Genomic DNA, 21,328 nt, shown 5'->3' on the forward strand with positions numbered 1-21,328 from the left:
AACCTGAAGCCGCGCAGCTAAGGCCAGAGGCCATCCAGTCCGTGACGTTGTTTGGCGCGCTTGCCTTGACTGACAGGCGCGCCTTTCACGGTGACTGGATGATGCAAAACGTGTGAACACGTCATTCAGACTCTATTCAGCCGGCCCATCATATTTTGCATGCAATTCTTCCGGCGTCGGATAATCTGGTGTCCGGCAGAAGGGTGCTCGTCTTGTCCGGGTATGTCGCCCGGAACCGCGAGTTGCCAAAAGGGGCGGCGCCTTGGCGCTGGTAGGCAATGAAAACATTCGTCAGTGCATGTGTTTTGACTGTCGTCTCGGCGTTCCCGGCGTGGTCCGCCAGCGTCACCAACAAGGATGGCGAGGCGACGGTGCTCGTTGTCGTCGAGGGCGAAAACCGCATGGAAGTGGCCATCAGCGCCGGCGGCACGGAATCGATCTGCCCGAGCGGCTGTTTCATCACCACGCCGAGCGGCGACCGGATTGGCCTGCAGGGCGACGAAACCATTGAAATCGTCAACGGATCGGCCGTGGTGAAGTAGTCCGGCGACGGCGATATTGCCCGTCGATCCCCGACATTATTTCAGCAAGCAGTTAACCACTGCGAAAACCTTTCTGCGTAGCTTGACCCTGGGGGACAATCTTTTCAGATGGGCGATCTATGTCATTTTTTGGCGTGTCCGGAATGTACTATTCCGGTGAATCCTTGCAGCAGCACCGCATTGTGCTTGCCGAAGATTCCAATCTTTTCTCGGCCATGGTCTCCAAGAGGCTGAAGGAACTTCTCGATATCGACGTCATCGTCTGCCGCGATTATGACGATCTGCAGTTCGCCGTCGAGAACGCATCCTTCCCGGCAACGCTGGCCATTTCCAACATCAATCTGCCGGGCGCCGAAAATGGCGAGGCTCTGTCCTATCTCATCGACATGAGCATTCCGACGATCGTCTTCACCGGGACCTTCCAGGAAAGCACGCGCGAAACGATCCTCGCCAAGGAACTGGTCGATTATGTCATCAAGGACAGCGTCTTCGCCGTCGATATGCTGGCCGAATCCGTCTGCCGTTTCCTGACCAACCACCAGCATCATGTGCTCATCGTCGATGACAGCCCGACGGCGCGCGCTTTGTTGACGACGCAGCTGAAGCGCTACAATTTCCGCACCAGTTCGGCCGAAAGCGGCGCCGCAGCGCTCGATCTCCTGAAGAAGCATCCGGATATCGGCCTGGTGATCACCGATTACAACATGCCGGATATCGACGGATTCGAACTGACCCGCCGCATCCGCAGCGCCTATGGGCCGCACCAGCTGCGCATCATCGGCGTCTCCTCCTCGGCGAACCGGCTGCTGTCGGCGCGCTTCCTGAAGGCTGGCGGCAACGATTTCATGCTGCGGCCCTTCGTCAACGAAGAGTTCTACTGCCGCGTCAATCAAAACCTTGATACGCTCACGAAAATCCAGACTTTGAGTACAAAAATCGCTCGAAAAGCCTGAATTGTCTTTGGATTTGTTAATTTATACACTGGGACGGCTGGAAATGTGACATTTTTGGGTATCCGGCCGTCATTTTCATCATTTCGCCTGGCGACTTAACCAATTCGCAACGGCAAGTCGGTTGAATACATCGACGGGAAAACGGATGGCGTTCTGTGGGGTCAGATTCGGTATCCGATAAAAAGATAAATATCTGAGAGCCAGCGTCCAGAACCAGGAAACGCCTAAGGCTCACTACGGGATTGACGGAACGTGGGTTTTCGCAAAGCGCCGGGGCGGGGGAACGACTTGCAGAAGCATTCGGGCAAACGAATGCTTTTGATCGAGGACTCCCGAATGTTCTCGACAGTCCTCAAGCACGGGCTGGAGACGGCGCATGGTATCGCGGTTACCCATTGCGCCTCGCTGACAGCCGTCAAGGCCGCCGTCGAAACCGGGGGCGACTTCTCGCTCGCGGTACTCGATCTCAACCTGCCGGATGCGCCGAACTGCGAAGCGCTCGACTATGTGATCTCGCACGGTATCGCGGCAATCGTCTTTACCGGCTCGTTCAACAGCAAGACGCGTGAGGACATCCTCTCCCGCAACGTCGTCGATTGCGTCATCAAGAGCCAGCTCGATTCGATCAGTCATGTCATCAGCGTCGTCGATCGCGCGCTGACCAATGTCCGCACCAATGTGTTGCTGGTCGATTCGGACGATACATCGCGCGCCGATCTTTTTGCCCTCTTGCAGCAGCAGCAGTTCAGTGTCGTGCAGGCAAGTGCTGGCGCGGAAGCGCTGCATGTGCTCGACAGCAGCGACGCGATCGATCTTGTCATCACCGATATCGCGCTGACCGACATGTCCGCCTATACGCTGCTTGCCGAGATCCGGCAGCGGCATGGCGAGGATGCCCTGAGCGTGATCGCGCTTGCCGCCTGTGACGATCGCCAGCATGCGGCGCGCTTCCTGCAATGCGGCGGCACCGAATTCATCCAGAAGCCGTTCCTGCTGGAAGAGTTCAACAGCCGCGTCTTCCAGGTCGCCAATATCCAGAAGCGCATCCAGGCGCTGCACAATATCGCCGCACGCGACTATCTCACCGACATCTACAACAGGCGATACTTCTTCCAGTCGGGTCCGAGGCTGGTCGAGCAGTGTCTGCGACGCGGAGAGACGACGTCCATCGCCATCCTCGATATCGACCATTTCAAGCGCCTCAATGATACCTACGGTCATGAGGTCGGCGATCTCGTGCTGAAGGCCGTGGCGAAACGCCTGAAGGCGGCGGTGGGCGACGAGCATCTGCTGGCCCGCCTCGGTGGCGAGGAATTCGGCGTGCTCTTCAGTGGTCTCGACGCGGCTGCGGCACACGATTATTGCGAAACGCTGCGGCTTGATCTCGCCGGGACGAAAATAGTCGCCGACGACGAGGAATTGTCGGTCACGGTGTCGATCGGCCTTGCGACGATCGAGAGCCTCGAATCCTTCGAGAACTACCTCAATGCCGCCGACCAGTTCCTCTACATGGCGAAATATGACGGCCGCAACCGGATCGTCTCGGAACTGACCCTCCTCAAATCCATGGCGTCCTGAATGCGAAAAGGGCGACCCATCGGGCCGCCCTTGCATCGTCATTCGATTCTACCAGCAGTTTGTCCTCAGCGAACCGCCTGCAGCGTCAGCTTGCGTTCGGCGCGCTCCTGCTGGGGAGAGCGGTTGTAGAGCTCGCGATAACATTTGGAGAAATGCGAGGCCGAGACGAAGCCGCAGGCAACCGCCACCTCGACGACCGGCATGGCCGACTGGACCAGGAGGTGCCGTGCCCGATCAAGCCGGATTTCCAGATAATAGCGGGCGGGGGACCGGCCCATTTCCTGGCGGAACAGGCGTTCGATCTGGCGGCGTGACAGTCCGGCGCTGTCGGCGATCTCAAGAAGCGACAGCGGCTCGGAGAGGTTGCCTTCCATCAGTTCGATGATCGACAGGACCTTGGCGTTCTGCACGCCGAGGCGGGCGCGTAGCGGTAGGCGCTGGCGGTCATGCGGGCCACGAACCCGGTCGGTCAATGCCTGTTCGCAGACGCGGTTGACAAGGTTCTCGCCGAAATCCTGGTCGATCAGGTTCAGCATCATGTCAAGCGAGGCTGTGCCTCCGGCGCAGGTATAGATGTTGCTGTCGATTTCGTAGAGATCGGCATAGACATCGACCTGCGGGAAGCTCTCGGCGAAACCCGGCAGGTTTTCCCAATGGATGGCGCAGCGTTTGCCGGTCAAGAGGCCGGCCGAAGCCAGCACATGGGCGCCCGTACAGAGGCTGCCGACCGAGACGCCGCGATTGTAGACTTCACGCAGCCAGGCATTGACCGACTTGTTGTTGAAGTCCTCCACATAGATGCCGGAACAGACCAGCACCATCGACGGGCGGTTTTCGCCACCGAGAAACTTGCGTTCGTCGGCGAGCGAGGTGTTGACCTCAAGCCCGATACCGCTGGAGGAAAGAACCTGGGTGCCGTCCGTCGAGGACAAGCGCCAGGTATAGGCCTCATAGCCGAGCATGCGATTGGCGATGCGGAGCGTTTCGATGGCGGCCGAAAACGGCAGCATGGAAAAGTTAGGCACGAGAAAGAAAACGAGGGATCGCTTTTTGGTCAGTGGCTTGTTCATCGAGAATTCCCATGCGCCGCGGATGTCGCATTTGTCACGTGGAAAAGCGTCAACTGGCTTTCCTAATTGCGACATTCGCATGGACGGCTGCGACCGGGAAGAAATAAATGTTTGCGACACGCCGATCGCTGTTGTCGAAACCGGTAATTTATTCAAGAAAAGCCATTATTTTGGCTGGAAGCGACAAATTTGTCGTGTTTTCTTATCTGTCATCGGCGAGGCGCTTTGGAGCGGTAACTTCATGGAAGTTACGGTTTTCAGTTTGCGACGTCCTGTGGTTTTCGTCATATGTCGGAAACAGGCCATTTTTGTCATGGTCTTCGTGGTGCCGCCGTGCCGCGGTCTTATTCCAGCGAAAAGGGCATTCCGCCATCATGGCAAAATGCCCTTTCATGCATGGTCTATGTCTGTCGAGCAGGGAGGATCCTCACCCGCTTTGGCCGGTGCGGTATCGTTCATCGCGTCGGCATGTCCTTGTTGAGTATGTCTTTGTTGAGTATGTCCTTGTTGAGCATGTCGGCGGAAGGAAAGCCGATATCCTTCAACGTGTCATAGGACAGGCCTTCGAGTTCGCGTTCGGTACGGTAACGCTTCCACGATGCGACGGCGCGCGAACGCAGGCTGACGAGGGCCGAGGCAACGGACGGATGTCCTGCCTGGGACGAATGTTCTAAGCTGAAGAATGCCATTTCTCTGGTTCCTTTTGGAGTGAGTGCTTCAAAAGGTCGCGACCATGAGACAGTGATGCTCCTGCTCCACTCATCATTCAAGCGAATATAATTGATCTCTTGCATCAAAAACGATGATGCTTGTCGGGCGCGAAATTTTCATCGCAAGCCTCGACGCGGCTTCAACGCGCGGACTGATCGACCTCAGAGAATTTCCCCAACCAATCGTCGAACTCGACAACTTTGAAAACGTTAAATTCGCGTGCTCGCTGGTTGATCCGGAACTTGATTCAAAGCAAGACCTAACCAGGCTCTTTCATCCAGACCTGAGGTCGCTCGGAAAAGGCGAGGTCTTCGAATTTATTCTTTTGATGGCGCGTTTGCTCGACCAAGAGCTTGGAAAGCCGTATTGTTACGCTGTCTCTCCGAAGGGGCTCGATGAGGCGGCAGCGGCGGTTCGCAATTGGCCCGGCAAGGTTATTGAAATCGCTGAGCGAGTTCAAACTTATTGGCGGTGCCCGACACAAACTATGGGGCGTGGATATAAGCACCCCGTTTCCTCTGAGGTCTATGCTTTTCGTTCTCTGTTCGGGATGGATTTCTTTCATCGCCTACGCGATCAACTCCGATCAGGGCTACCCGCGAGAACAGTTCGGCCCGAGCCTGCTGACACCAGGGTCGCCCGATTCCGTCGACCGCATCCCCGCACCACAAAAGAGGGCGGTTTCAATCTCCAAGATCAAGGAGATAAGCTACTTTATGCTTCGCTTCTGGCTCGCGGTTCGCGGGCAGTTAGGGCAGACTTCAAGACCTCAGGCCTGCCTTTTTTGGAACTCGTCAAACTCTATTCCGAAAAGTATGTGAATTGCCCAGACCCTGGTCTCTGCCAATTGTTGCTGGGCGGTGCTGCTAAACTGCCCAATCTTGTGACGCGATTAGTTGAAGGGGCGTCACCACCGCGAGGGGGCTCAATGTCTCTATACAAGGCTATCACGGCGATCTCAGATGGTAAAATTGCTTGGTCTCGCGTTATTGAGAACATCATGGATGGCAAGCTCGAGGTCAGTGTCCAAGAGGGCGCAGGACCGCTCATTCGGCGTCTTCAAATTGTGGACACCACTCTGCTTGAACGGATCGTTGCCCAGCCAGAAAATGACAGTTGGGCGGATGATGTCGTGCTCACAAACAACGAGGCGGGTTTCTATATTGGTTTGACGGAGAACGAGGTGTCGACACTGGTGACTGGCGGTTTGATACCCGCTAACGGTCTCAAGCTGTCCACCGTGAAGCATTTTCGGCAACAGTATATCTGCGGGGCAGAAATTATGAGCTATCTTGCGGTGTGTGGGCATCCCAATCGATCGATGGCGGCAACCTTCTCCACGATCTTAAAAGCTGGTATTGAACCGCTCCATTCTCGCCCGTCTGTACGTGATCGTGAGACGATGCGATCGTACTTTCGGAGTCTGGGGTACTAAGTGTCAGGACGAGGAAATAGGCGCTGAAACACGCAATAGAATCGAGTTTCTTTGGTCAGTGTCTATTTTTCAATGACTTACAGAATCGCAATTGTTTTGTCCCGACAGCGGCACGGGAATCGCATGCTGCAGAGCCCGCGTTCTCGAGCAATTTTTGCTGATTTTTCGCGGGCGCTGATTGGCGACGCCTGCGAAAAACGGCGGAGACGGTGCCTGCGGCTTTGCCGATGGCCGTGTTTTCCGCGACGCTGGTCTTGGATAGCGTGATCGCGCCGCGCGCGTCGTTGACATTCCTCGGGCCGCGCCCGTATCCAGGTCGGAAGCGGCGACGGTCATGACCCAGGGCTCAGAATTCGAGCGCTTTCCCGGCGAACTGCGATTGCCCGGCGCTCGAACCCTGATCCGGGCCCTCTTAATCCTCTTCCTGGAAGACCGCTTCGCGCTTGGCCTTGATCGACGGCAGGAAGACGATGACAAGCACGGCAAGCGCGATCAGCAGCAGAACGGCGCTGATTGGCCTTGTCAGGAATGTCGTTGCATCACCGCGTGACAGGATCATCGCCCGGCGGAGATTCTCCTCGAGCAGTGGTCCGAGCACGAAGCCGAGCAGCAACGGTGCCGGCTCGCAGCGGAGTTTGACCAGCAGGTAGCCGACGAGACCGAAGAAAGCGACGGCATAGAGGTCGTAGACATTGGAGTTGACGCTGTAGACCCCGATCGAGCAGAAGGCCATGATGATCGGGAAGAGCACGTAGTAGGGGATCGTCAGAAGTTTCACCCAGAGCCCGATCAGTGGCAGATTGAGGATTACCAGCATCAGGTTGCCGATCCACATGGAGGCGATGATGCCCCAGAACAAGGCCGGCTGTTCCGACGCGACGTTCGGACCGGGAACGATGCCCTGGATGATCATCGCGCCGACCATCAGCGCCATGACCGGATTGGCGGGAATGCCAAGCGTCAGCAGCGGAATGAACGATGTCTGGGCACCGGCATTGTTGGCCGATTCCGGACCGGCGACACCGGCGATCGCGCCGTGGCCGAATTCCTCCGGTGTCTTCGAGATACGTTTTTCGACGGTGTAGGAAGCAAAGGCGGCCAGAATGGCGCCGCCACCGGGCAGGATGCCGAGCGCCGAGCCGATTGCCGTCCCGCGCAGGACAGGCGCGAACATCTGTCTGAAATCATCACGGGTCGGCAAGAGCCCGCTGACCTTGGCCATCAGCAGGCTGCGCGTTTTCTCGCCTTCGAGGTTGCGCAGGATTTCGGCGATGCCGAAGACTCCAACCGCGACGGCGACGAAGTTCAACCCGTCGGCATATTCACGGATGCCGAGCGTGAAGCGCGGTGTGCCGGTATAGATGTCGGTGCCGACCAGTCCGAGCAGCAGCCCCAGCGCCACCATGGCCAGCGCCTTGACGATCGAGCCGTGGGCGAGCGCGATCGAGGAGACGAGGCCGACGATCATCAGCGAGAAATATTCCGCAGCGCCAAACTTCAGCGCGATGGCGGTCAATGGCAGGGCGAAGATCGCCACCAGGAAGGTCGAGACCGTTCCGGCAAAGAAGGATCCGAGTGCGGCGATGGAAAGCGCTGCACCGGCCCGGCCTTTCCGCGCCATCTGGTAACCGTCGATGGCGGTGACGGCTGAGGACGATTCGCCGGGCATGTTGATGAGGATCGCGGTGGTCGAGCCACCGTACTGAGCGCCGTAATAGATGCCGGCGAGCATGATCAGCGAGGAGACAGGTTCGAGCTGGAAGGTGATCGGCAGCAGCATGGCGATGGTCGCCGTGGCTCCGATGCCGGGCAGCACGCCGATCAGGGTGCCGAGCAGCACGCCGATCAGGCAGAAGAGCAGGTTTTCCGGTGATCCGGCGGTGGTAAAGCCGAGTGCGAGATTGCTGAAAAGATCCATCGTGACGTCCTTACAATCTGACCCAGGGGCCGAAGCGCTGGAAGGGCAGGCCGAGCGCATAACTGAACACGGCCACCGAAAACACCGTCAGGGCGATCGACAATATGATGGCGGTCAGCGGCTTCATGCGTTGCGAGGCGAAGCAGGCGATGAGGGCGGTGAAGAACAGCGAGGGTACGAAGCCGAGCCCGCGCACCGTCAGCCCGAAGAAAATCGGGGCCGGCAGGATGAACAGCATGCCGCGCCAGGCGACCGGCCCGAGCGGCTCGCCTTCGACGCGCGTCGATTGGACGAGGATCACCAGGCCGAGCAGCGACAGGATCAGCGCCAGGACGAGCGGAAAATAGCCCGGTCCCATCTTGAAGGCCGTGCCGAGTTCGAGGTTCATGCACTGGTAGATGAAGAAGCCGCCAAGGGCGATGAAGAGCGCGCCGCAGAGCGCATTGGTCGTATCGAAGGATAAGGATTTCATGATGCCTCCTTGAATTCCGCCGTCCCGCCGGGCTCTCCTGAACGAGATACATCGGCAGACGCCTTCCCCTCGTGGAGGAGAGGAAGGCGGGGCAGGCTTGGCTTTACGGGAATGACGATCAGTCGGCGTACTGGCCGGCCGCTTCGATTACCGGCTTCCAGCGGGCAATTTCGCTTTCAAGCTTGGCCTTCAGCGCGGCCGGCGTCGCGTCGGCTTCCGTGGAGGGGACGGTGCCGAGTTCAGCGAAGCGGGCAACGACGTTCGGGTCCTTCAGCGCGACCTGCAGGGACTTCGAGAGGCGGTCCGTCGCTTCCGCCGGCGTGCCCTTCGGTGCGTAGATGCCATGCCAGATGCCGACCTGGAAATCAGCCAGCCCGCCTTCCGCGGCGGTCGGCACGTCCGGCAGGACGGGCAGGCGCGCCGGCGAGGTCACGCCATAGGCCTTGATCGTGCCGCCGAGGATCTGCTTGGTCGTGTTGGTGGTCTGGTCGCACATGATATCGACCTGACCGCCGAGCAGGTCGGTCATGGCCGGGCCGGTGCCCTTGTAGGGTACCGTTGTCAGCGGGGTCTGGATTGCGCTCATGAACAGCATGCCGCAAAGATGCGAGGCCGCGCCGATGCCGGCATTGGCCACGGTGACCGTATCCTTGTTGGCCTTGACGTAGTCGATCAGGCCCTTGAGATCGGTCGGCTCGAAATCCTTGCGGGCGACGATGGTCATGGGTACGTCGGTAACGAGGCCGACATATTCGAAGGCGTTCAGCGTGTCATAGGCGAGCTTGCGATAGAGCGTGGCCGATGTCGCCATGCCGATGTGATGCAGGAGGACCGTGTAGCCGTCGGGATCGGACTGCGCAACGCGGCCGGCACCGAGAGAACCGCCGGCGCCGCCGACATTTTCGACGACGATCTGCTGGCCGAGGTCCTTTGACATGGATTCGGCAACGAGGCGAGCGACCGTATCGGTCGGCCCGCCGGCCGAGAACGGCACGACCATGGTGATGGTGCGCTCGGGATAACCCTCGGCATGGGCCGAAACGGAAATGAGCGAGATAGTGGCAAGAGCCGTGACGCCAAGCATGGCTTTCAGGATTTTCATCGAAGTCCTCCCGGATGAAATATGACCAGCCGACGCAGCTCCTCCCGCGCCGTTTCTGGATGAGCCATTTGCGACCCCCATGCGGCAGCGGGCAATCGCCGTGATGGCGAGGAACACTGTTTTCTCAATGCGTGCGGCGCACCATGGGTGAGAATGGGAACAAATACCGCCGAAGATGGGTGGATATCCACCCATCTGTGCTTCTCAGGCAGCGAAGTCGTTGTCTGCGGACGAGAGTTTCCGGTCGAGACCGTATTTCTGCATCTTCTCGTAAAGCGTTTTGCGAGAGATTCCCAAGAGTTCGTAGACCGGCCGCAGGCTTCCGCCATGGGCGGCCAGGGCACTTGCGATGACTCCGCGCTCGTAAGTCGCGACCTTGTCGGCGAGCCGTTGGGATTCCGCCGGCGCCTGTCCCTCGTCGGGCTTCAGGTCGAGGCCGAGCACGAGACGGTCGGCGGCGTTGCGCAACTCGCGCACGTTTCCCGGCCAGACGCGCTCGGCGATCTCGGTCATCAGCTCCGGCGGCACGTCGATGTCGCTGCGCAGATAGCGGGCGGCAGCCTCGCGGACGAGTTGCAGGAAGAGCAGCGGAATATCGGCCCGGCGCTGGGCAAGCGAGGGCACGCGCAGGGTCGCGACATTCAACCGGTAGAGCAGGTCGGCACGGAACCGGCCGGCGGCGACTTCCGCTTCCAGGTCGACCTTGCTGGTGGCTATGAAACGGACATCGAGCGGAACCGGTTCGTTCGAGCCCAGCCGCGTGATCACCCGCTCCTGCAGCACCCGCAGGAATTTCGCCTGCAGATCGTAAGGCAAGGAGCCGATCTCGTCGAGCAGGATGGTGCCGCCACGCGCATGCTCGAACTTGCCGTAGCGTGGCCGGAGCGCACCGGGAAAAGCGCCGGCCTCATGACCGAACAGTTCGCTTTCGATCAGGTTTTCCGGAAGGGCGGCGCAATTGATGGCGACGAAGGGGCGGTCGGCGCGGCCGCTGGTATCATGCAGGGCGCGGGCAACGACTTCCTTGCCGACGCCGGTCTCGCCGATAACAAGCGTGTCGGCATCGGTGGCGCCGATGGCGCGCAGACGGTAGCGGAGATCGACCATGGCCTGGGTTCGGCCGGGAAGGCGGGCTTCTATGTCGTCGCGCTTGCCGGCCACCGCCCTCAGGCGGCGATTTTCGAGCACGAGGTTGCGCCGGTCGAGCGCCCGGCGGGCGATGCCCGCGAGATTCTGCACGGTGAAGGGCTTCTCCAGGAAGTCGTAGACGCCTTCTCGCATCGCCTTGACGGCCAACTGCACGTCGCCATGCCCTGTCACCAATATGACCGGGATTTCCACATCCACCTCCCGAACCCGCTGTAACAGCGTCATGCCGTCCATGCCGGGCATGCGGATGTCGCTGATCACCACGCCGGCAAAGCTGTAGCCGACCAGTTCGAGCACGTCCTCGGCGCTGGAGAACGTATCGACCTCCAGTCCGAAGAGCTGGAGGGCTTGCGCCGTCGACCGGCGCATCTCCTCTTCATCGTCGATCAGGAAAATCCGTGCGTCGCTCATTCGGCCGCCTCCCGTGTCGCGGTGGCGGCTTCGAGTTCAATGCGGAAGACGGCGCCGCCGTCAGGATGCGTGGAGACCATCAGGCTACCGCCGAAATCCTTGATGATGTTGTAGGAGATCGACAGGCCGAGGCCAAGGCCCTTGCCGACGCCCTTGGTGGTGAAGAACGGATCGAAAATGCGTTCGGCGATGGCATTCGGCACACTTGGACCATGGTCGCGGACCGTCAGCGTGACTTTCTTGCCGATATTTTCGGCCGTCAGGTGGATGCGCCGGTCATCCAGCCCTTCGACGGCATCGGCGGCATTGGTGATGATGTTGACGAGCACCTGCTGCAGGCGCACGGAGCCGGCCTGGACCATTATCCCCGGCCGGCCGAGATCGATCCGGAGATCGGCATCCGCCGCCTTCAGCCGCGCCGAGACGATTTCGAGCGTATCGACGACGACGGCGTCGAGCGCCACCGGCCCCAGCTTCTCGTTCGGCTTGCGGCCGAAATTGCGCAGGTGGCGGCTGATCGATGCCATCCGGTCGATCAGGCCAGAGATGCGCCGGACATTGTCGCGGGCTTCCGGGACGCGGTCGAGGTCGATCAGCATCGCGGCGCTGTCGGCATAGGTCTTGGCGGCCGCGAGCGGCTGGTTGAGCTCGTGGGAGAGGGCGGCCGACATCTGCCCGAGGCCCGCGAGCTTGCCCGCCTGAATGAGATCGGCCTGGGTCTTGCGCAGTTCCTGCTCGGTCAGCCGCCGCTCTGCAATCTCAAGTTCGATGCGCTGATTGACCAAGGCGAGGTCGGCGGTGCGCTCTTCGACCCGATGTTCCAGTTCGTTGCGAGCCTCGATCTGCATGCGCATGCGCTCCTCCTGCCGAACGCGCCGCTGCAGGAAGATGGCCAGCGCAAGACCGGCAAGGCAGAGGAACAGAACGATGGCGACGATCATGGTGCGCGCCTGGATGCGGGCCGAAGACGTGTCCATCAGCACGTTCACCGTCCAGTCGGCCTCTGGCATATAGTGTGACAGGACCAGGTATTCCCGGCTGTCGGCGGTGGTCGTCGTCACCAGCTGATGGCCGTCCAGCGTGCTGGGGGTGATCGGCAGAGGCTTCAGCACGGCCTCGGCGTAACGCCGTGACGCCTGCGTCCGCGCCAGCCGTTCGCTGTTCAGCGGCAGGATGCCCGAATAGAGCCATTCCGGACTGCCGGTCATGAAGATGATGCCTTCGGGGTCCGAGACGAAAATCTTGTATTCGCCGCCGCGCCAGGAGGTTTCGATCGAATCGATATCGACCTTGAAGACGATGACGCCGCTGATTCTTCCGCCGACATACACCGGTGAGGCGAAATAGTAGCCGCGCTTCAGGGATGTCGTGCCGAGCGCGTAGAAGCGTGACTGCTTGCCCCTGGCCGCATCCTGGAAATAGGGCCGGTAGCTGAAATTCTGGCCGATGAAACTCGCCGGCTGGTCATGGTTGCTTGCCGCGATCGTGTTTCCGTCCAGCGTCATCACATAGATGTCGGAGGATTCCAGCAGGGCGTTGATCTCTTTCAGGTAGGCGTTGGCCGTGTCCCGTAGCGCTTGGTCCCGCGGGTGGGCGATGAGGTTCTTGATGCCGTCATGATCGGCGATCAGCGCCGGCAGCGGTTCGTAGCGGCTCAGGTGCCCGCTCAGCGCTGAAACTGCCAGGCGCAGTGCCGAACTGGCCTGCAGCGACGCTTCGTTCATATAGCTGCGCATCGCCAGCGCGCCGCCCTGAAAGATCACGGCGGCGAGGACAAGGGGGACGAGGCACAGGGCCAGAAGGCGGACTTTGACGGACTGCAAGGCTCCTCCCTCATTGCTCCCTCGGTATCGGAGTTTAGAGATCAACGCCCCCATTTCCAAGGGGAGTTGATGCGAGAGATAAGAATGAGGCGTTTCCTGCCACCTCGACGGATGCCAGGGATCGTCAGGAAAGCGGGATCACCGTGCCGTCCGCGAAGGCGAGATCCTGCTGCAGGCTTGACGGCAGATGCCGTATTTCGCGGGTCGTCGCCTTGCGGATTTGCGCAATCCGGTAGCGATGGTGGCCTTCGATGAGCGGCGCGAGCAGGCTTTGAACAGCAGAGGAAACACCGGACGTGTGCATCTTGGCAGCATGCGAGCAGGTCGGTGCCGTATCGTGTTGCAGGGACATGGGAGGCTCCTTTCTGATGTCTTCACTGTTTGCAACTTGACTATCGGCCTCTCCTAAGGTTCAATCAAACGAAATGAAGTGATGATGTCCTTCAGAAAATCTGATCCGTGAGGTTCCCATGAACATGATGATGCGGCATGTCCTCCCACTCCTCGAACTGGACATCCTCAAGACGTTCGTCGCTATCGCCGAAACCGGAAATTTCACCACGGCGGCGGAGACCGTCTATCGAACGCCGTCGGCCGTCTCGATGCAGATCAAGAAGCTGGAGGAGACACTCGGCTGCGTCCTGTTCCTGCGTGATGCGCGTTCGGTCTCGCTGACGCCGAAGGGCGAGGTGCTGCTGGGCTTCGCGCGGCGCATGCTGGCGCTGAACAACGAGGCCGTCTCCCGCTTCCTGCTGCCCGACATGAATGGCGTGGTGCGCGTCGGTGCGCCTGAGGATATCGGCGAGCGCATCCTGCCTGAAGTGCTCAAGCGTTTCTCCGAGTCCTACCCGAACGTTACGGTCGATGTGACCATCGGCAACAGCAGCGTCATGCGCAAGCGAGTGGAAGAGCACCGGATGGATATTGCCATCTTCAACAGCATGACCGGCGAGAATACCGGCGGCGGCGAAATCCTCGTGTCCGAAAAGCTGGTCTGGGCCGGCATCAAGTGCGGCACGGCCCATACGCGCCAGCCGCTGCCGATTTCGATGTGGGAGGACGGCTGCGTCTGGCGGGCGAACGCTGTTGATCAGTTGAACCAAGCGGGCAAGCCGTTCCGAGTCGCGTTCCTCAGCGCGCATACGACCGGCCAGCGTGCCGCGATCCTCGCCGATCTCGCCGTCGCACCACTGCCACGCTATCTCGTCCAGGGCGACCTGGTGGCGCTCGGCGAGGCAGAAGGCCTGCCGGATCTCGGCCATTACAGCATCGGTCTCCAGTTGATCGACAATGCCTCGCCGCCTGTTCTGGCCGTCGCCGAACATGTCCGGGACGCCTTCGTCGGACTGTAATAATCCGCTCCGGGCGACGTTCAGGCGTCGCCCGTCTTCAGCCAGCGCCATACCCTGATTTCGTCATCCTCCATCCAGCGCGTCAATGTCGCACTTCGGCTCGGCCGCATTTTGAGGAGGGCCGCGAGTGATCCATTGTCGAAATCCTCGAATACCTTCGGGTGGATATAGGATGAGCGGCAGACGGCGCGGGTATTGACCAGCCGCGATGCCACCGCATCGATGACATCGTTGACCTGTCGTTTTCTCTGCCGCTCGCTTGGTCCCGGGTCGATGGCAGCAAGTGCCACAGCCGCCATGCGCGTCGCACCCCAGGTGCGGAACTGGCGCGAGCTGAAATCGGCATTGGCTGCGTCACGGATATAGGCGTTGACGTCCTGCGAGCGGATCGGATGCCGGTGGCCGTCCTCATCGAGATACTGGAACAGCTGCTGTCCCGGCAGTTCCTGCAGCATGCGGATGGCCTTGGTGATGCGCCGGTCGCTGTGGCTCAACCGCCATTCCTTGCCCGATTTTCCCTTGAAGTTGAAATGGACGCTGGAGCCTTCGACCTTCACATGCCGGTTGCGCAGCGTCGTCAGGCCGTATGACCCGTTCTCCTCGGCATAGGTGGCATTGCCGACGCGGATATAGAGATTGTCGAGCAGCCAGACGACGGTCGCCAGTGCCTTGTCCATGCCGGGTTTTCGCAGGCGCAGGTCGGTATCGACCCGCTCCCGGATCCTGGGCAGCCGGGAGGCAAAATCGGAGAGCTGGGCAAACTTTGTCTTGCCGCGTTCGGCTGACCAGTCCGGATGATAACGATATTGTTTTCGTCCGCGCGCATCGTATCCGGTGGCTTGCAGGTGCGAATTCGGATCGACCGAAATCAGCACGTCGGTATAGGCGGGCGGGATGGCCAGGGCGGCGATCCGGTCAAGCTCGTCCCGGTCTTCGATCCGCCTGCCATCGGCATCATAATAGAGAAATGCTCGCTTTCCCAGCCGGCGGGTGATGCCGCCGTCGAGGTTCGAAAGATAGACGAGTTCGGTCGCTGCCGGTTGGGCAGCGTCTGAGCGTGAAGGGCGGGGGTGAGAAAACATCTGATCCACAGTGACGCCAGAACGCCATATCGATCATTTGGTTCCAGTCGCTTCGCTGACCTCAGTCGCGGCTGCGGCGACGGCGTCTGCCTCCGCCATCACCACCGTCGTCGGAGAGCGTCTTACGTTCCGGCAGGGTGACGACCTTGGCGAGTTCCGGGAAGGAATCGACCTTGTTCGGCATTGCCATGGCGTTGACGAACAACTGCTGGAAATTGGGTTCCAGCGCCGTCTCGATCTTCTCGATATGCGCGACCGTCTTTTCGATCTCGCGACGATGGTCGCGGTTGAGCAGTGCCATCAGAGCGCCCGTACCGGCGGCGTTGCCGACCGCTTTCACTTCGGCAAGGTCGCAGTCCGGGATGAGGCCGAGCACCATGGCGTATTTCGGATCGAGGAACGAGCCGAAGGCACCGGCGAAACGGATCGTATCGACCCGCTCGATACCCTGTTTTTCCATCAGCAGCTTGATACCGGCATAGAGCGCCGATTTTGCCAGCTGGATGGCACGGATGTCGTTCTGCGTCACCGTGATGCGCTGTTCGCCGTCATGCAGCAGGTAGGAGAAGGTGCGGCCGTTGGCAAGGATGCGTGGGCTCCGCTCCGCCATCGAACCATCGACGACGCCGTCCTCGGAAATGATGCCCGAGAGATACATTTCCGCGACGACCTCGATGATCGCCGAACCGCAGATGCCGGTGACGCCGACGCTGGCGGCCGCTTCGGCAAAACCCTCTTCGTCGGACCACTTGTCTACGCCGATGACGCGGAAGCGCGGCTCCAGCGTTTGCGTGTCGATGCGCACGCGCTCGATGGCGCCAGGGGCGGCGCGCTGGCCGGAGGAGATTTCCGCACCTTCGAAGGCCGGGCCGGTGGGCGAGGAGGCTGCGACGACGCGGCTGCGGTTGCCGAGCACGATTTCCGCATTGGTGCCGACATCGACGAGCAGCATCATGCGATCCTGCCGGTAGGGACCTTCGGCCAGCGTTGCACCCGCAGCATCCGCGCCGACATGGCCGGCGATGCAGGGCAGCGTATAGAGCCGCGCGCCACGATTGACCTCGATATCGATCTCATGCGCCCAATATTGCAGTGCGCCGGAAACGGCGAGTGCAAACGGCGCCTGGCCGAGTTCCGTCGGGTCGATGCCGAGGAAGAGGTGGTGCATGATCGGATTGGCGACAAACACCATGTCGAGAATGTCGTGCCGGTCGATCTCGCCCTCAGTGCAGACCTTGCCGATCAGGCTATTGATGGCCTCGCGCACGGCCTTGGTCATGGCTTCCCGGCCGTCCGGGTTCATCATGACATAGGAAACGCGGCTCATCAGGTCTTCGCCGAAGCGGATTTGCGGGTTCGACGTGCCGGAGGAACCGACGATGCGGCCCGACAGCAGCGAGACGAGATGCATGGCGATGGTCGTCGAGCCGATATCGCAGGCGATGCCGTAGGCCTCGTTCTTCAGGCCCGGATAGAGGGCGACGATGAAGGGACGCGAACTGTCCATGTCGCGGTGAATGGCGGCGGTAACGCCCCAGTTGCCCTTGCGCAGGATCGACTGGACCTGTGGGATGAGGTGCGGCGCGACAAGGAGATCCTTCCAGCCCCAGTCCTTTTCCAGCATGATCTTGAGGCGGTCTAGGTCGCCGAGCGGCTTGTGCATGTCTGGTTCGTCCACCTCCACATAGCAGAGCTGAACGGCGGCGTTGCGCTCGATGACACGGTCGGTCGCTGCCTTGCGAACCACCTGGGCGTTGACCACTGTATCCTGCGGTACGTCGATGACGAGGTCGCCCTGGATCAGGGCCGAGCAGGAAAGACGACGGTTTTCCGGAAGGCCGCGGATCTTGTCGTATCGCTCTTCCTTCGGGCCTCGGGCCGAAATGTGGTCGTTGGAGGAGACGATCTTGTGCTTGGCGAAATTGCCTTCCTGCACCTCGATCTGACAGCGCCCGCAGGTGGCGCGACCACCACAGACGCTTTCAACGTAGACGCCGAGCGAGCGAGCGGCATCGAGCACCGGCGTGCCGAGGGGAAAACGCCCGCGCTTGCCCGACGGCATGAACAGGACGAGAGGGTCGTTTTTGTTTTCCTGGGCGGACACGGTCAGATCATTCCTATCAGGTAAGGCGCCGTACATTGGCTCGGATCCTTTTGCCATATGGTTTGAGGGCAGCCACTGCAACGCGATCGGAAGCGCCGGCCAGACCGGCACAGGTGCCGGTCGCCAGCGCGGTTGCGGCAATCATGCCTTCGTTCACCAGGGCGAAATTGATGGCCGTCGCGCTCTCGACGACCGCCGACAGCTTCTCGGTGATCATCTGGCCGACTTCCGCCTGTCCGGCAGATCCGCTCATGCCCGAGACGGCAAGGTCCTGCATGCGCGAGGACATGACCATGGGGGCCTGAAACCAGAGGCTGGCAAATTCGGTGAGCAGATCGGCACTGAAAAACATTACTTCTCTTTTCCGGGCGGTTATTCCGCCCTAGCGCTTGTTCCGGCACGTCCGGCGCGGCCGCCACGACGACCGCCACCGGCACCTGCCGGTGAGGCGGTTGCGGTCACAACGCCGCCTTCGGCAGGCTTGTGATCACGATAGGTCATGATCCAGTTGCCGCAATTCGGGTCCGTGCCGTTCAGAACATTGGCGGCGCGAACGGCTTCCATTTCCTGCGGACGGCATGGGTTCATGATGGCCGAGGTCATGCCGGCACCGATGACCATCGGGATGAAGCCGGCATTGATGCCGTGGCGATGCGGCAGGCCAAACGAGATGTTCGACAGGCCGCAGGTGGTGTTGACCTTCAATTCGTGGCGCAGGCGATGCAGCAGCGCGAAGACCTGACGGCCGGCATCCCCGAGCGCACCGATGGGCATGACCAGCGGATCGACGACGATATCGTGCGGCTTGATACCATAGTCCATGGCCCGTTCGACAATTTTCTTCGCAACTGCGAAACGAACGTCCGGGTCCATCGAAATACCGGTCTCGTCGTTGGAGATGGCCACGACCGGAACGTCGTATTTCTTGCAGAGCGGCAGGATGGCTTCGAGCTTTTCCTCTTCGCCGGTCACCGAATTAACGAGCGGGCGGCCCTTGGCGACCTTCAGCGCGGCCTCGATGGCGGCGGTGACCGAACTGTCGATCGACAGCGGCACGTCGACCAGGCCCTGGACGATTTCCATCGTCTGCACCAGCAGGCCCGGCTCCGTCTCGTTGGGGTTGACGGAGGTGACGCCGGCATTGACGTCGAGCATGGTGGCGCCCGCCGCGACCTGCTCCAACGCATCCTTGATGACGGTGTCGAAGTTGCCCTCGATCATCTCGGCGGCGAGCTTCTTGCGTCCCGTCGGGTTGATCCGCTCGCCGATGACGCAGAAAGGCTGGTCGAAACCGATGATGATTTCGCGGGTGGCGGAGGCAACGATGGTGCGGGTCATGTCTGATCCTCTGGTGCGTGGGCGCCTGATCTCTGTCATGCGCCGGAAGGGATTGTCAAAGACCCGGCCTCCCGACCGAGCCTGTTGTACTCAATATAGTTTCAATGCGGGCGATGGGCCGCGACATCGGCCATTTCCTGGGGATTTTCGGTCTTGCCGTCCTTCAGCGATTCGAACCGCTCGGCCACCCTGTAATCGCCCGGATTTTCCTCGCGCTTCCAGGGCGTGCGTCCCTTCAGCACGCCGGATTCATGGACGATCTCGGCGACATACTCTTCCTGGCGATAGGCCATCACATGGACGCCGGAGACGCCCGCGATTTCCTTCACCTCGTTGATGATGTCGATGCAGAGCTGTTTGCCTTCCTTCTTCTGGTCCTGCGCGCCTTCGAGCCGCTTGATGATCGCGTCCGGAATATGGATGCCCGGCACGTTGTTGCGGATCCAGTTGGCGGTCTTGGCGGATGCAAGCGGACCGACGCCGCAGAGGATGTAGCATTTCTCGTCGAAGCCGAGATCGCGAACCTTCTTCATGTAGTCGCGGAACATCGGCACGTCGAAACAGTATTGGCTCTGAACGAACTGCGCGCCTGCCTCGATCTTCTTGCCCAGGCGGTGAGGGCGAAAATCATAAGGCGGCGCGAACGGATTGATCGCAGCGCCCAGGAAGACCTGCGGCGGCGTCGTCAGTTTGCGGCCGGAAAGGAATTTCGAATTGTCGCGCATGATCCGCACGGTTTCGAGCAGCGACATGCAGTCGAGGTCGAAGACGGGCTTGGCACCCGGCTGGTCGCCGGCCTGCACGCCGTCGCCGGTCAGGCACATGATATTGGCCACGCCCATGGCGGCGGCACCGAGCACGTCGCCCTGGATGGCGATGCGGTTCTTGTCGCGGCAGGCGATCTGCATGATCGGTGCATAGCCCATACGGGTCAAAAGCGCACAGATGCCGACCGAGGACATGTGACAGTTGGCGCCGGACGCATCGACCGCGTTGATGCCATCGACCCAGCCTTCGAAAATCGCGGCGCGTTCGTAGACATCCTCGGGGTTGGCGCTGTCGGGCGGGTTCAGTTCGGCCGTGACGGCGAATTCGCCGCGGCGCAGGACGCGCTCGAGGCGGCCGCGCGAGGAATGGCCGGGCAGGGGATCGAGCGGAAGATCGCGGCCAAGGGGGTTTTCATCAATATGTGCCATGGTCTCAGGCGTCCTTTGTCGCAGCGGCTGCTTCACGGGCTTCCGCGGCCTGCGCGGTCACGCGCAGCCAGGACGATGTTTCGCGCAGCGACTGGTTGACCGGCTTCTGCACGTTCATGATCGCATCCCCCTTCACCATGTTGCGCGAGCCTTCCCAGGCCTTGACCCAGACGCAGGGCATATCCGGTTCGACTTCGCAGTTGCCATTGGCGCGGACGCCGCCGCAGGGACCGTTGCGCAATTGCTTGGGGCAGTTCATCGGGCAGGACATGCCGGTTGAGGAAAGAACGCATTGGCCGCACATGCGACAGTCAAACAGTAGCCCCTTGACGTTGCGCTCGACGAAGGTGATCGGCGCTTCCACACGATTGTAGCCGACGGCCTGCCACAGCGGGTGCAGCAGCAGGAAGACATCGGCGAAACGGTGGTAGAACCATTCGAGAAAACGCGAATGGCGCACGGCCCAGAGACGGATCGTGTAGCTTCGGCGGGCGCGGCGGTTGGGTGAAACGCCCGACGGCGTATAGGCGCCGGTCGCGGCCTTCTTGGCAGGAGCGGCATTGCCGGGTTTCGCGTCAGCCATTGTCTTTTCCACCGGATTTCACCAGGGCAACGAGACGCTCCCTGTCATAGGCTGCTTCCAACTCGGCGGCGGCCTTGTCCGCTTCCATTTCCAGATCGTCGGAAACGGGCGTCGGGTCAGCCTTTCGCCATTCGGCGAGATAGTCGCCACTGTCGGCGGCACCGGTGCGCATGGCACACATGTCGATCGCCTCGGTGAAGCGCAGGGTCAGTTCGCGCTTTGCGGTCTTGCGGCCTTGCTTGATGATGACCTGCGCGGGAATGTCACGCCAGTAAACGATGATGCGGTCTGCCATATGCCCGAAATCTCCTCTGGCCAGACAATGCGCATCTCAGCGCATCGTGGCTCACCTTGGCACGACGCGCGTCATGCTCAAAAGCGACCTGCCTTGTCTGTCGGCGATATATCTACCAGATGCCGCGCGAGAAGCCATTCCAGAGCCATGTCCAGATCGGCGGATGATACCATTGTCGCGAAGTGCCGTTTGCCGTCAACGGTTTGAGCGCTCC

21 protein-coding genes are annotated in these 21,328 nt (G+C 60.6%); 6 read left to right on the forward strand and 15 right to left on the reverse strand.

The window, feature by feature from the left end; genetic code table 11:
- Positions 1–278: 278 nt before the first annotated feature.
- The 3 genes from VL202_RS14850 to VL202_RS14860 all read left to right on the forward strand — a co-directional run bounded on the left by VL202_RS14850 (position 279) and on the right by VL202_RS14860 (position 3,073).
- A complete protein-coding gene (locus VL202_RS14850) occupies positions 279–542 on the forward strand; it encodes a hypothetical protein (protein WP_325464869.1) in 264 nt (87 codons plus the stop codon).
- Positions 543–661: 119 nt separating this feature from the next.
- Positions 662–1,495: a response regulator gene (locus VL202_RS14855; protein WP_325464870.1), complete on the forward strand. Its 834-nt coding sequence runs from the start codon at positions 662–664 to the stop codon at positions 1,493–1,495.
- A gap of 336 nt (positions 1,496–1,831) precedes the next feature.
- A complete protein-coding gene (locus tag VL202_RS14860; RefSeq protein ID WP_325464871.1) occupies positions 1,832–3,073 on the forward strand; it encodes a diguanylate cyclase in 1,242 nt (413 codons plus the stop codon).
- Positions 3,074–3,138: 65 nt separating this feature from the next.
- Here VL202_RS14860 and VL202_RS14865 read toward each other — a convergent pair whose 3' ends face one another.
- The gene (locus VL202_RS14865) at positions 3,139–4,143 is read right to left on the reverse strand and encodes a GlxA family transcriptional regulator (protein WP_113577901.1); all 1,005 of its coding nucleotides are present in this window, start codon (positions 4,141–4,143) and stop codon (positions 3,139–3,141) included.
- Between VL202_RS14865 and VL202_RS14870 the strand changes: the two genes are divergently transcribed.
- On the forward strand, positions 4,061–4,624 hold the full coding sequence (locus VL202_RS14870; RefSeq protein WP_325464887.1) for a hypothetical protein: 564 nt from the start codon (positions 4,061–4,063) through the stop codon (positions 4,622–4,624). The two genes, VL202_RS14865 and VL202_RS14870, sit on opposite strands and share 83 nt — an antisense overlap.
- Here VL202_RS14870 and VL202_RS14875 read toward each other — a convergent pair.
- Positions 4,599–4,832, reverse strand: coding sequence for a hypothetical protein (locus VL202_RS14875; RefSeq protein ID WP_325464872.1), 234 nt, complete (start codon positions 4,830–4,832; stop codon positions 4,599–4,601). The two genes, VL202_RS14870 and VL202_RS14875, sit on opposite strands and share 26 nt — an antisense overlap.
- Before the next feature lie 113 nt (positions 4,833–4,945).
- Here VL202_RS14875 and VL202_RS14880 point away from each other — a divergent pair, with 113 nt between their 5' ends.
- Complete coding sequence (locus VL202_RS14880) at positions 4,946–6,289, forward strand: hypothetical protein (protein ID WP_325464873.1); 1,344 nt, start codon at positions 4,946–4,948, stop codon at positions 6,287–6,289.
- 412 nt (positions 6,290–6,701) lie between these two features.
- Here the strand turns inward: VL202_RS14880 and VL202_RS14885 are convergent, their stop codons facing one another.
- From VL202_RS14885 to VL202_RS14910, 6 genes are all read right to left on the reverse strand, one after another.
- On the reverse strand, positions 6,702–8,207 hold the full coding sequence (locus tag VL202_RS14885) for a tripartite tricarboxylate transporter permease (protein ID WP_325464874.1): 1,506 nt from the start codon (positions 8,205–8,207) through the stop codon (positions 6,702–6,704).
- A 10-nt stretch (positions 8,208–8,217) separates the two neighbouring features.
- Positions 8,218–8,679: a tripartite tricarboxylate transporter TctB family protein gene (locus VL202_RS14890; protein WP_325464875.1), complete on the reverse strand. Its 462-nt coding sequence runs from the start codon at positions 8,677–8,679 to the stop codon at positions 8,218–8,220.
- Between the two features lie 118 nt (positions 8,680–8,797).
- Positions 8,798–9,781 carry a tripartite tricarboxylate transporter substrate-binding protein gene (locus VL202_RS14895; protein ID WP_325464876.1) on the reverse strand — a complete coding sequence of 328 codons (984 nt, stop codon included), beginning with the start codon at positions 9,779–9,781 and terminating at the stop codon, positions 8,798–8,800.
- Between the two features lie 204 nt (positions 9,782–9,985).
- A complete protein-coding gene (locus VL202_RS14900) occupies positions 9,986–11,341 on the reverse strand; it encodes a sigma-54 dependent transcriptional regulator (protein WP_325464877.1) in 1,356 nt (451 codons plus the stop codon).
- Entirely contained in the window at positions 11,338–13,164 is a 1,827-nt protein-coding gene (locus VL202_RS14905) for a sensor histidine kinase (protein WP_325464878.1), read from the reverse strand. Before VL202_RS14905 ends, VL202_RS14900 begins: the two co-directional genes overlap by 4 nt.
- 124 nt (positions 13,165–13,288) lie before the next feature.
- Positions 13,289–13,516 carry a hypothetical protein gene (locus tag VL202_RS14910; protein ID WP_325464879.1) on the reverse strand — a complete coding sequence of 76 codons (228 nt, stop codon included), beginning with the start codon at positions 13,514–13,516 and terminating at the stop codon, positions 13,289–13,291.
- A 118-nt stretch (positions 13,517–13,634) separates the two neighbouring features.
- On the opposite strand from VL202_RS14910, the gene VL202_RS14915 reads away from it, so the two are divergent.
- A complete protein-coding gene (locus VL202_RS14915; RefSeq protein WP_325464880.1) occupies positions 13,635–14,516 on the forward strand; it encodes a LysR family transcriptional regulator in 882 nt (293 codons plus the stop codon).
- A gap of 20 nt (positions 14,517–14,536) precedes the next feature.
- Here the strand turns inward: VL202_RS14915 and VL202_RS14920 are convergent, their stop codons facing one another.
- From VL202_RS14920 to VL202_RS14950, 7 genes are all read right to left on the reverse strand, one after another.
- Positions 14,537–15,598, reverse strand: a complete 1,062-nt coding sequence (locus VL202_RS14920; RefSeq protein WP_325464881.1) for a DNA topoisomerase IB — start codon at positions 15,596–15,598, stop codon at positions 14,537–14,539.
- Between the two features lie 61 nt (positions 15,599–15,659).
- A complete protein-coding gene (locus VL202_RS14925) occupies positions 15,660–17,660 on the reverse strand; it encodes an ASKHA domain-containing protein (protein ID WP_325464886.1) in 2,001 nt (666 codons plus the stop codon).
- A gap of 58 nt (positions 17,661–17,718) precedes the next feature.
- On the reverse strand, positions 17,719–18,054 hold the full coding sequence (locus VL202_RS14930) for a hypothetical protein (RefSeq protein ID WP_325464882.1): 336 nt from the start codon (positions 18,052–18,054) through the stop codon (positions 17,719–17,721).
- Positions 18,055–18,074: 20 nt separating this feature from the next.
- On the reverse strand, positions 18,075–19,040 hold the full coding sequence (locus VL202_RS14935; RefSeq protein ID WP_325464883.1) for a methyltetrahydrofolate cobalamin methyltransferase: 966 nt from the start codon (positions 19,038–19,040) through the stop codon (positions 18,075–18,077).
- Positions 19,041–19,141: 101 nt separating this feature from the next.
- Positions 19,142–20,236 (reverse strand): methylenetetrahydrofolate reductase, encoded by a 1,095-nt coding sequence (locus VL202_RS14940; protein ID WP_325464884.1) that lies wholly within the window; start codon positions 20,234–20,236, stop codon positions 19,142–19,144.
- A 4-nt stretch (positions 20,237–20,240) separates the two neighbouring features.
- Entirely contained in the window at positions 20,241–20,819 is a 579-nt protein-coding gene (locus tag VL202_RS14945; RefSeq protein ID WP_325464885.1) for a methylenetetrahydrofolate reductase C-terminal domain-containing protein, read from the reverse strand.
- Positions 20,812–21,114 carry a virulence factor gene (locus tag VL202_RS14950; protein WP_062580298.1) on the reverse strand — a complete coding sequence of 101 codons (303 nt, stop codon included), beginning with the start codon at positions 21,112–21,114 and terminating at the stop codon, positions 20,812–20,814. The genes VL202_RS14945 and VL202_RS14950 overlap by 8 nt, the downstream gene beginning before the upstream one ends.
- Positions 21,115–21,328 lie beyond the last annotated feature (214 nt).

Origin of the sequence: Pararhizobium sp., from assembly GCF_035497515.1 — a bacterium.
Lineage (GTDB): Bacteria > Pseudomonadota > Alphaproteobacteria > Rhizobiales > Rhizobiaceae > Pararhizobium.

What these genes read in the sequence shown, in the direction of transcription:
- VL202_RS14935 (WP_325464883.1), bottom strand. Translation starts at nt 19,040, where the DNA reads ATGACCCGCACCATCGTTGCCTCCGCCACCCGCGAAATCATCATCGGT.
- VL202_RS14925 (WP_325464886.1), bottom strand. Translation starts at nt 17,660, where the DNA reads ATGCCGTCGGGCAAGCGCGGGCGTTTTCCCCTCGGCACGCCGGTGCTC.
- VL202_RS14875 (WP_325464872.1), bottom strand. Translation starts at nt 4,832, where the DNA reads ATGGCATTCTTCAGCTTAGAACATTCGTCCCAGGCAGGACATCCGTCC.
- VL202_RS14900 (WP_325464877.1), bottom strand. Translation starts at nt 11,341, where the DNA reads ATGAGCGACGCACGGATTTTCCTGATCGACGATGAAGAGGAGATGCGC.
- VL202_RS14890 (WP_325464875.1), bottom strand. Translation starts at nt 8,679, where the DNA reads ATGAAATCCTTATCCTTCGATACGACCAATGCGCTCTGCGGCGCGCTC.
- VL202_RS14930 (WP_325464882.1), bottom strand. Translation starts at nt 18,054, where the DNA reads ATGTTTTTCAGTGCCGATCTGCTCACCGAATTTGCCAGCCTCTGGTTT.
- VL202_RS14950 (WP_062580298.1), bottom strand. Translation starts at nt 21,114, where the DNA reads ATGGCAGACCGCATCATCGTTTACTGGCGTGACATTCCCGCGCAGGTC.
- VL202_RS14940 (WP_325464884.1), bottom strand. Translation starts at nt 20,236, where the DNA reads ATGGCACATATTGATGAAAACCCCCTTGGCCGCGATCTTCCGCTCGAT.
- VL202_RS14860 (WP_325464871.1), top strand. Translation starts at nt 1,832, where the DNA reads ATGTTCTCGACAGTCCTCAAGCACGGGCTGGAGACGGCGCATGGTATC.
- VL202_RS14865 (WP_113577901.1), bottom strand. Translation starts at nt 4,143, where the DNA reads ATGAACAAGCCACTGACCAAAAAGCGATCCCTCGTTTTCTTTCTCGTG.
- VL202_RS14870 (WP_325464887.1), top strand. Translation starts at nt 4,061, where the DNA reads ATGGCGGCCGAAAACGGCAGCATGGAAAAGTTAGGCACGAGAAAGAAA.
- VL202_RS14855 (WP_325464870.1), top strand. Translation starts at nt 662, where the DNA reads ATGTCATTTTTTGGCGTGTCCGGAATGTACTATTCCGGTGAATCCTTG.
- VL202_RS14945 (WP_325464885.1), bottom strand. Translation starts at nt 20,819, where the DNA reads ATGGCTGACGCGAAACCCGGCAATGCCGCTCCTGCCAAGAAGGCCGCG.
- VL202_RS14910 (WP_325464879.1), bottom strand. Translation starts at nt 13,516, where the DNA reads ATGTCCCTGCAACACGATACGGCACCGACCTGCTCGCATGCTGCCAAG.
- VL202_RS14850 (WP_325464869.1), top strand. Translation starts at nt 279, where the DNA reads ATGAAAACATTCGTCAGTGCATGTGTTTTGACTGTCGTCTCGGCGTTC.
- VL202_RS14915 (WP_325464880.1), top strand. Translation starts at nt 13,635, where the DNA reads ATGAACATGATGATGCGGCATGTCCTCCCACTCCTCGAACTGGACATC.
- VL202_RS14920 (WP_325464881.1), bottom strand. Translation starts at nt 15,598, where the DNA reads ATGTTTTCTCACCCCCGCCCTTCACGCTCAGACGCTGCCCAACCGGCA.
- VL202_RS14895 (WP_325464876.1), bottom strand. Translation starts at nt 9,781, where the DNA reads ATGAAAATCCTGAAAGCCATGCTTGGCGTCACGGCTCTTGCCACTATC.
- VL202_RS14880 (WP_325464873.1), top strand. Translation starts at nt 4,946, where the DNA reads ATGATGCTTGTCGGGCGCGAAATTTTCATCGCAAGCCTCGACGCGGCT.
- VL202_RS14885 (WP_325464874.1), bottom strand. Translation starts at nt 8,207, where the DNA reads ATGGATCTTTTCAGCAATCTCGCACTCGGCTTTACCACCGCCGGATCA.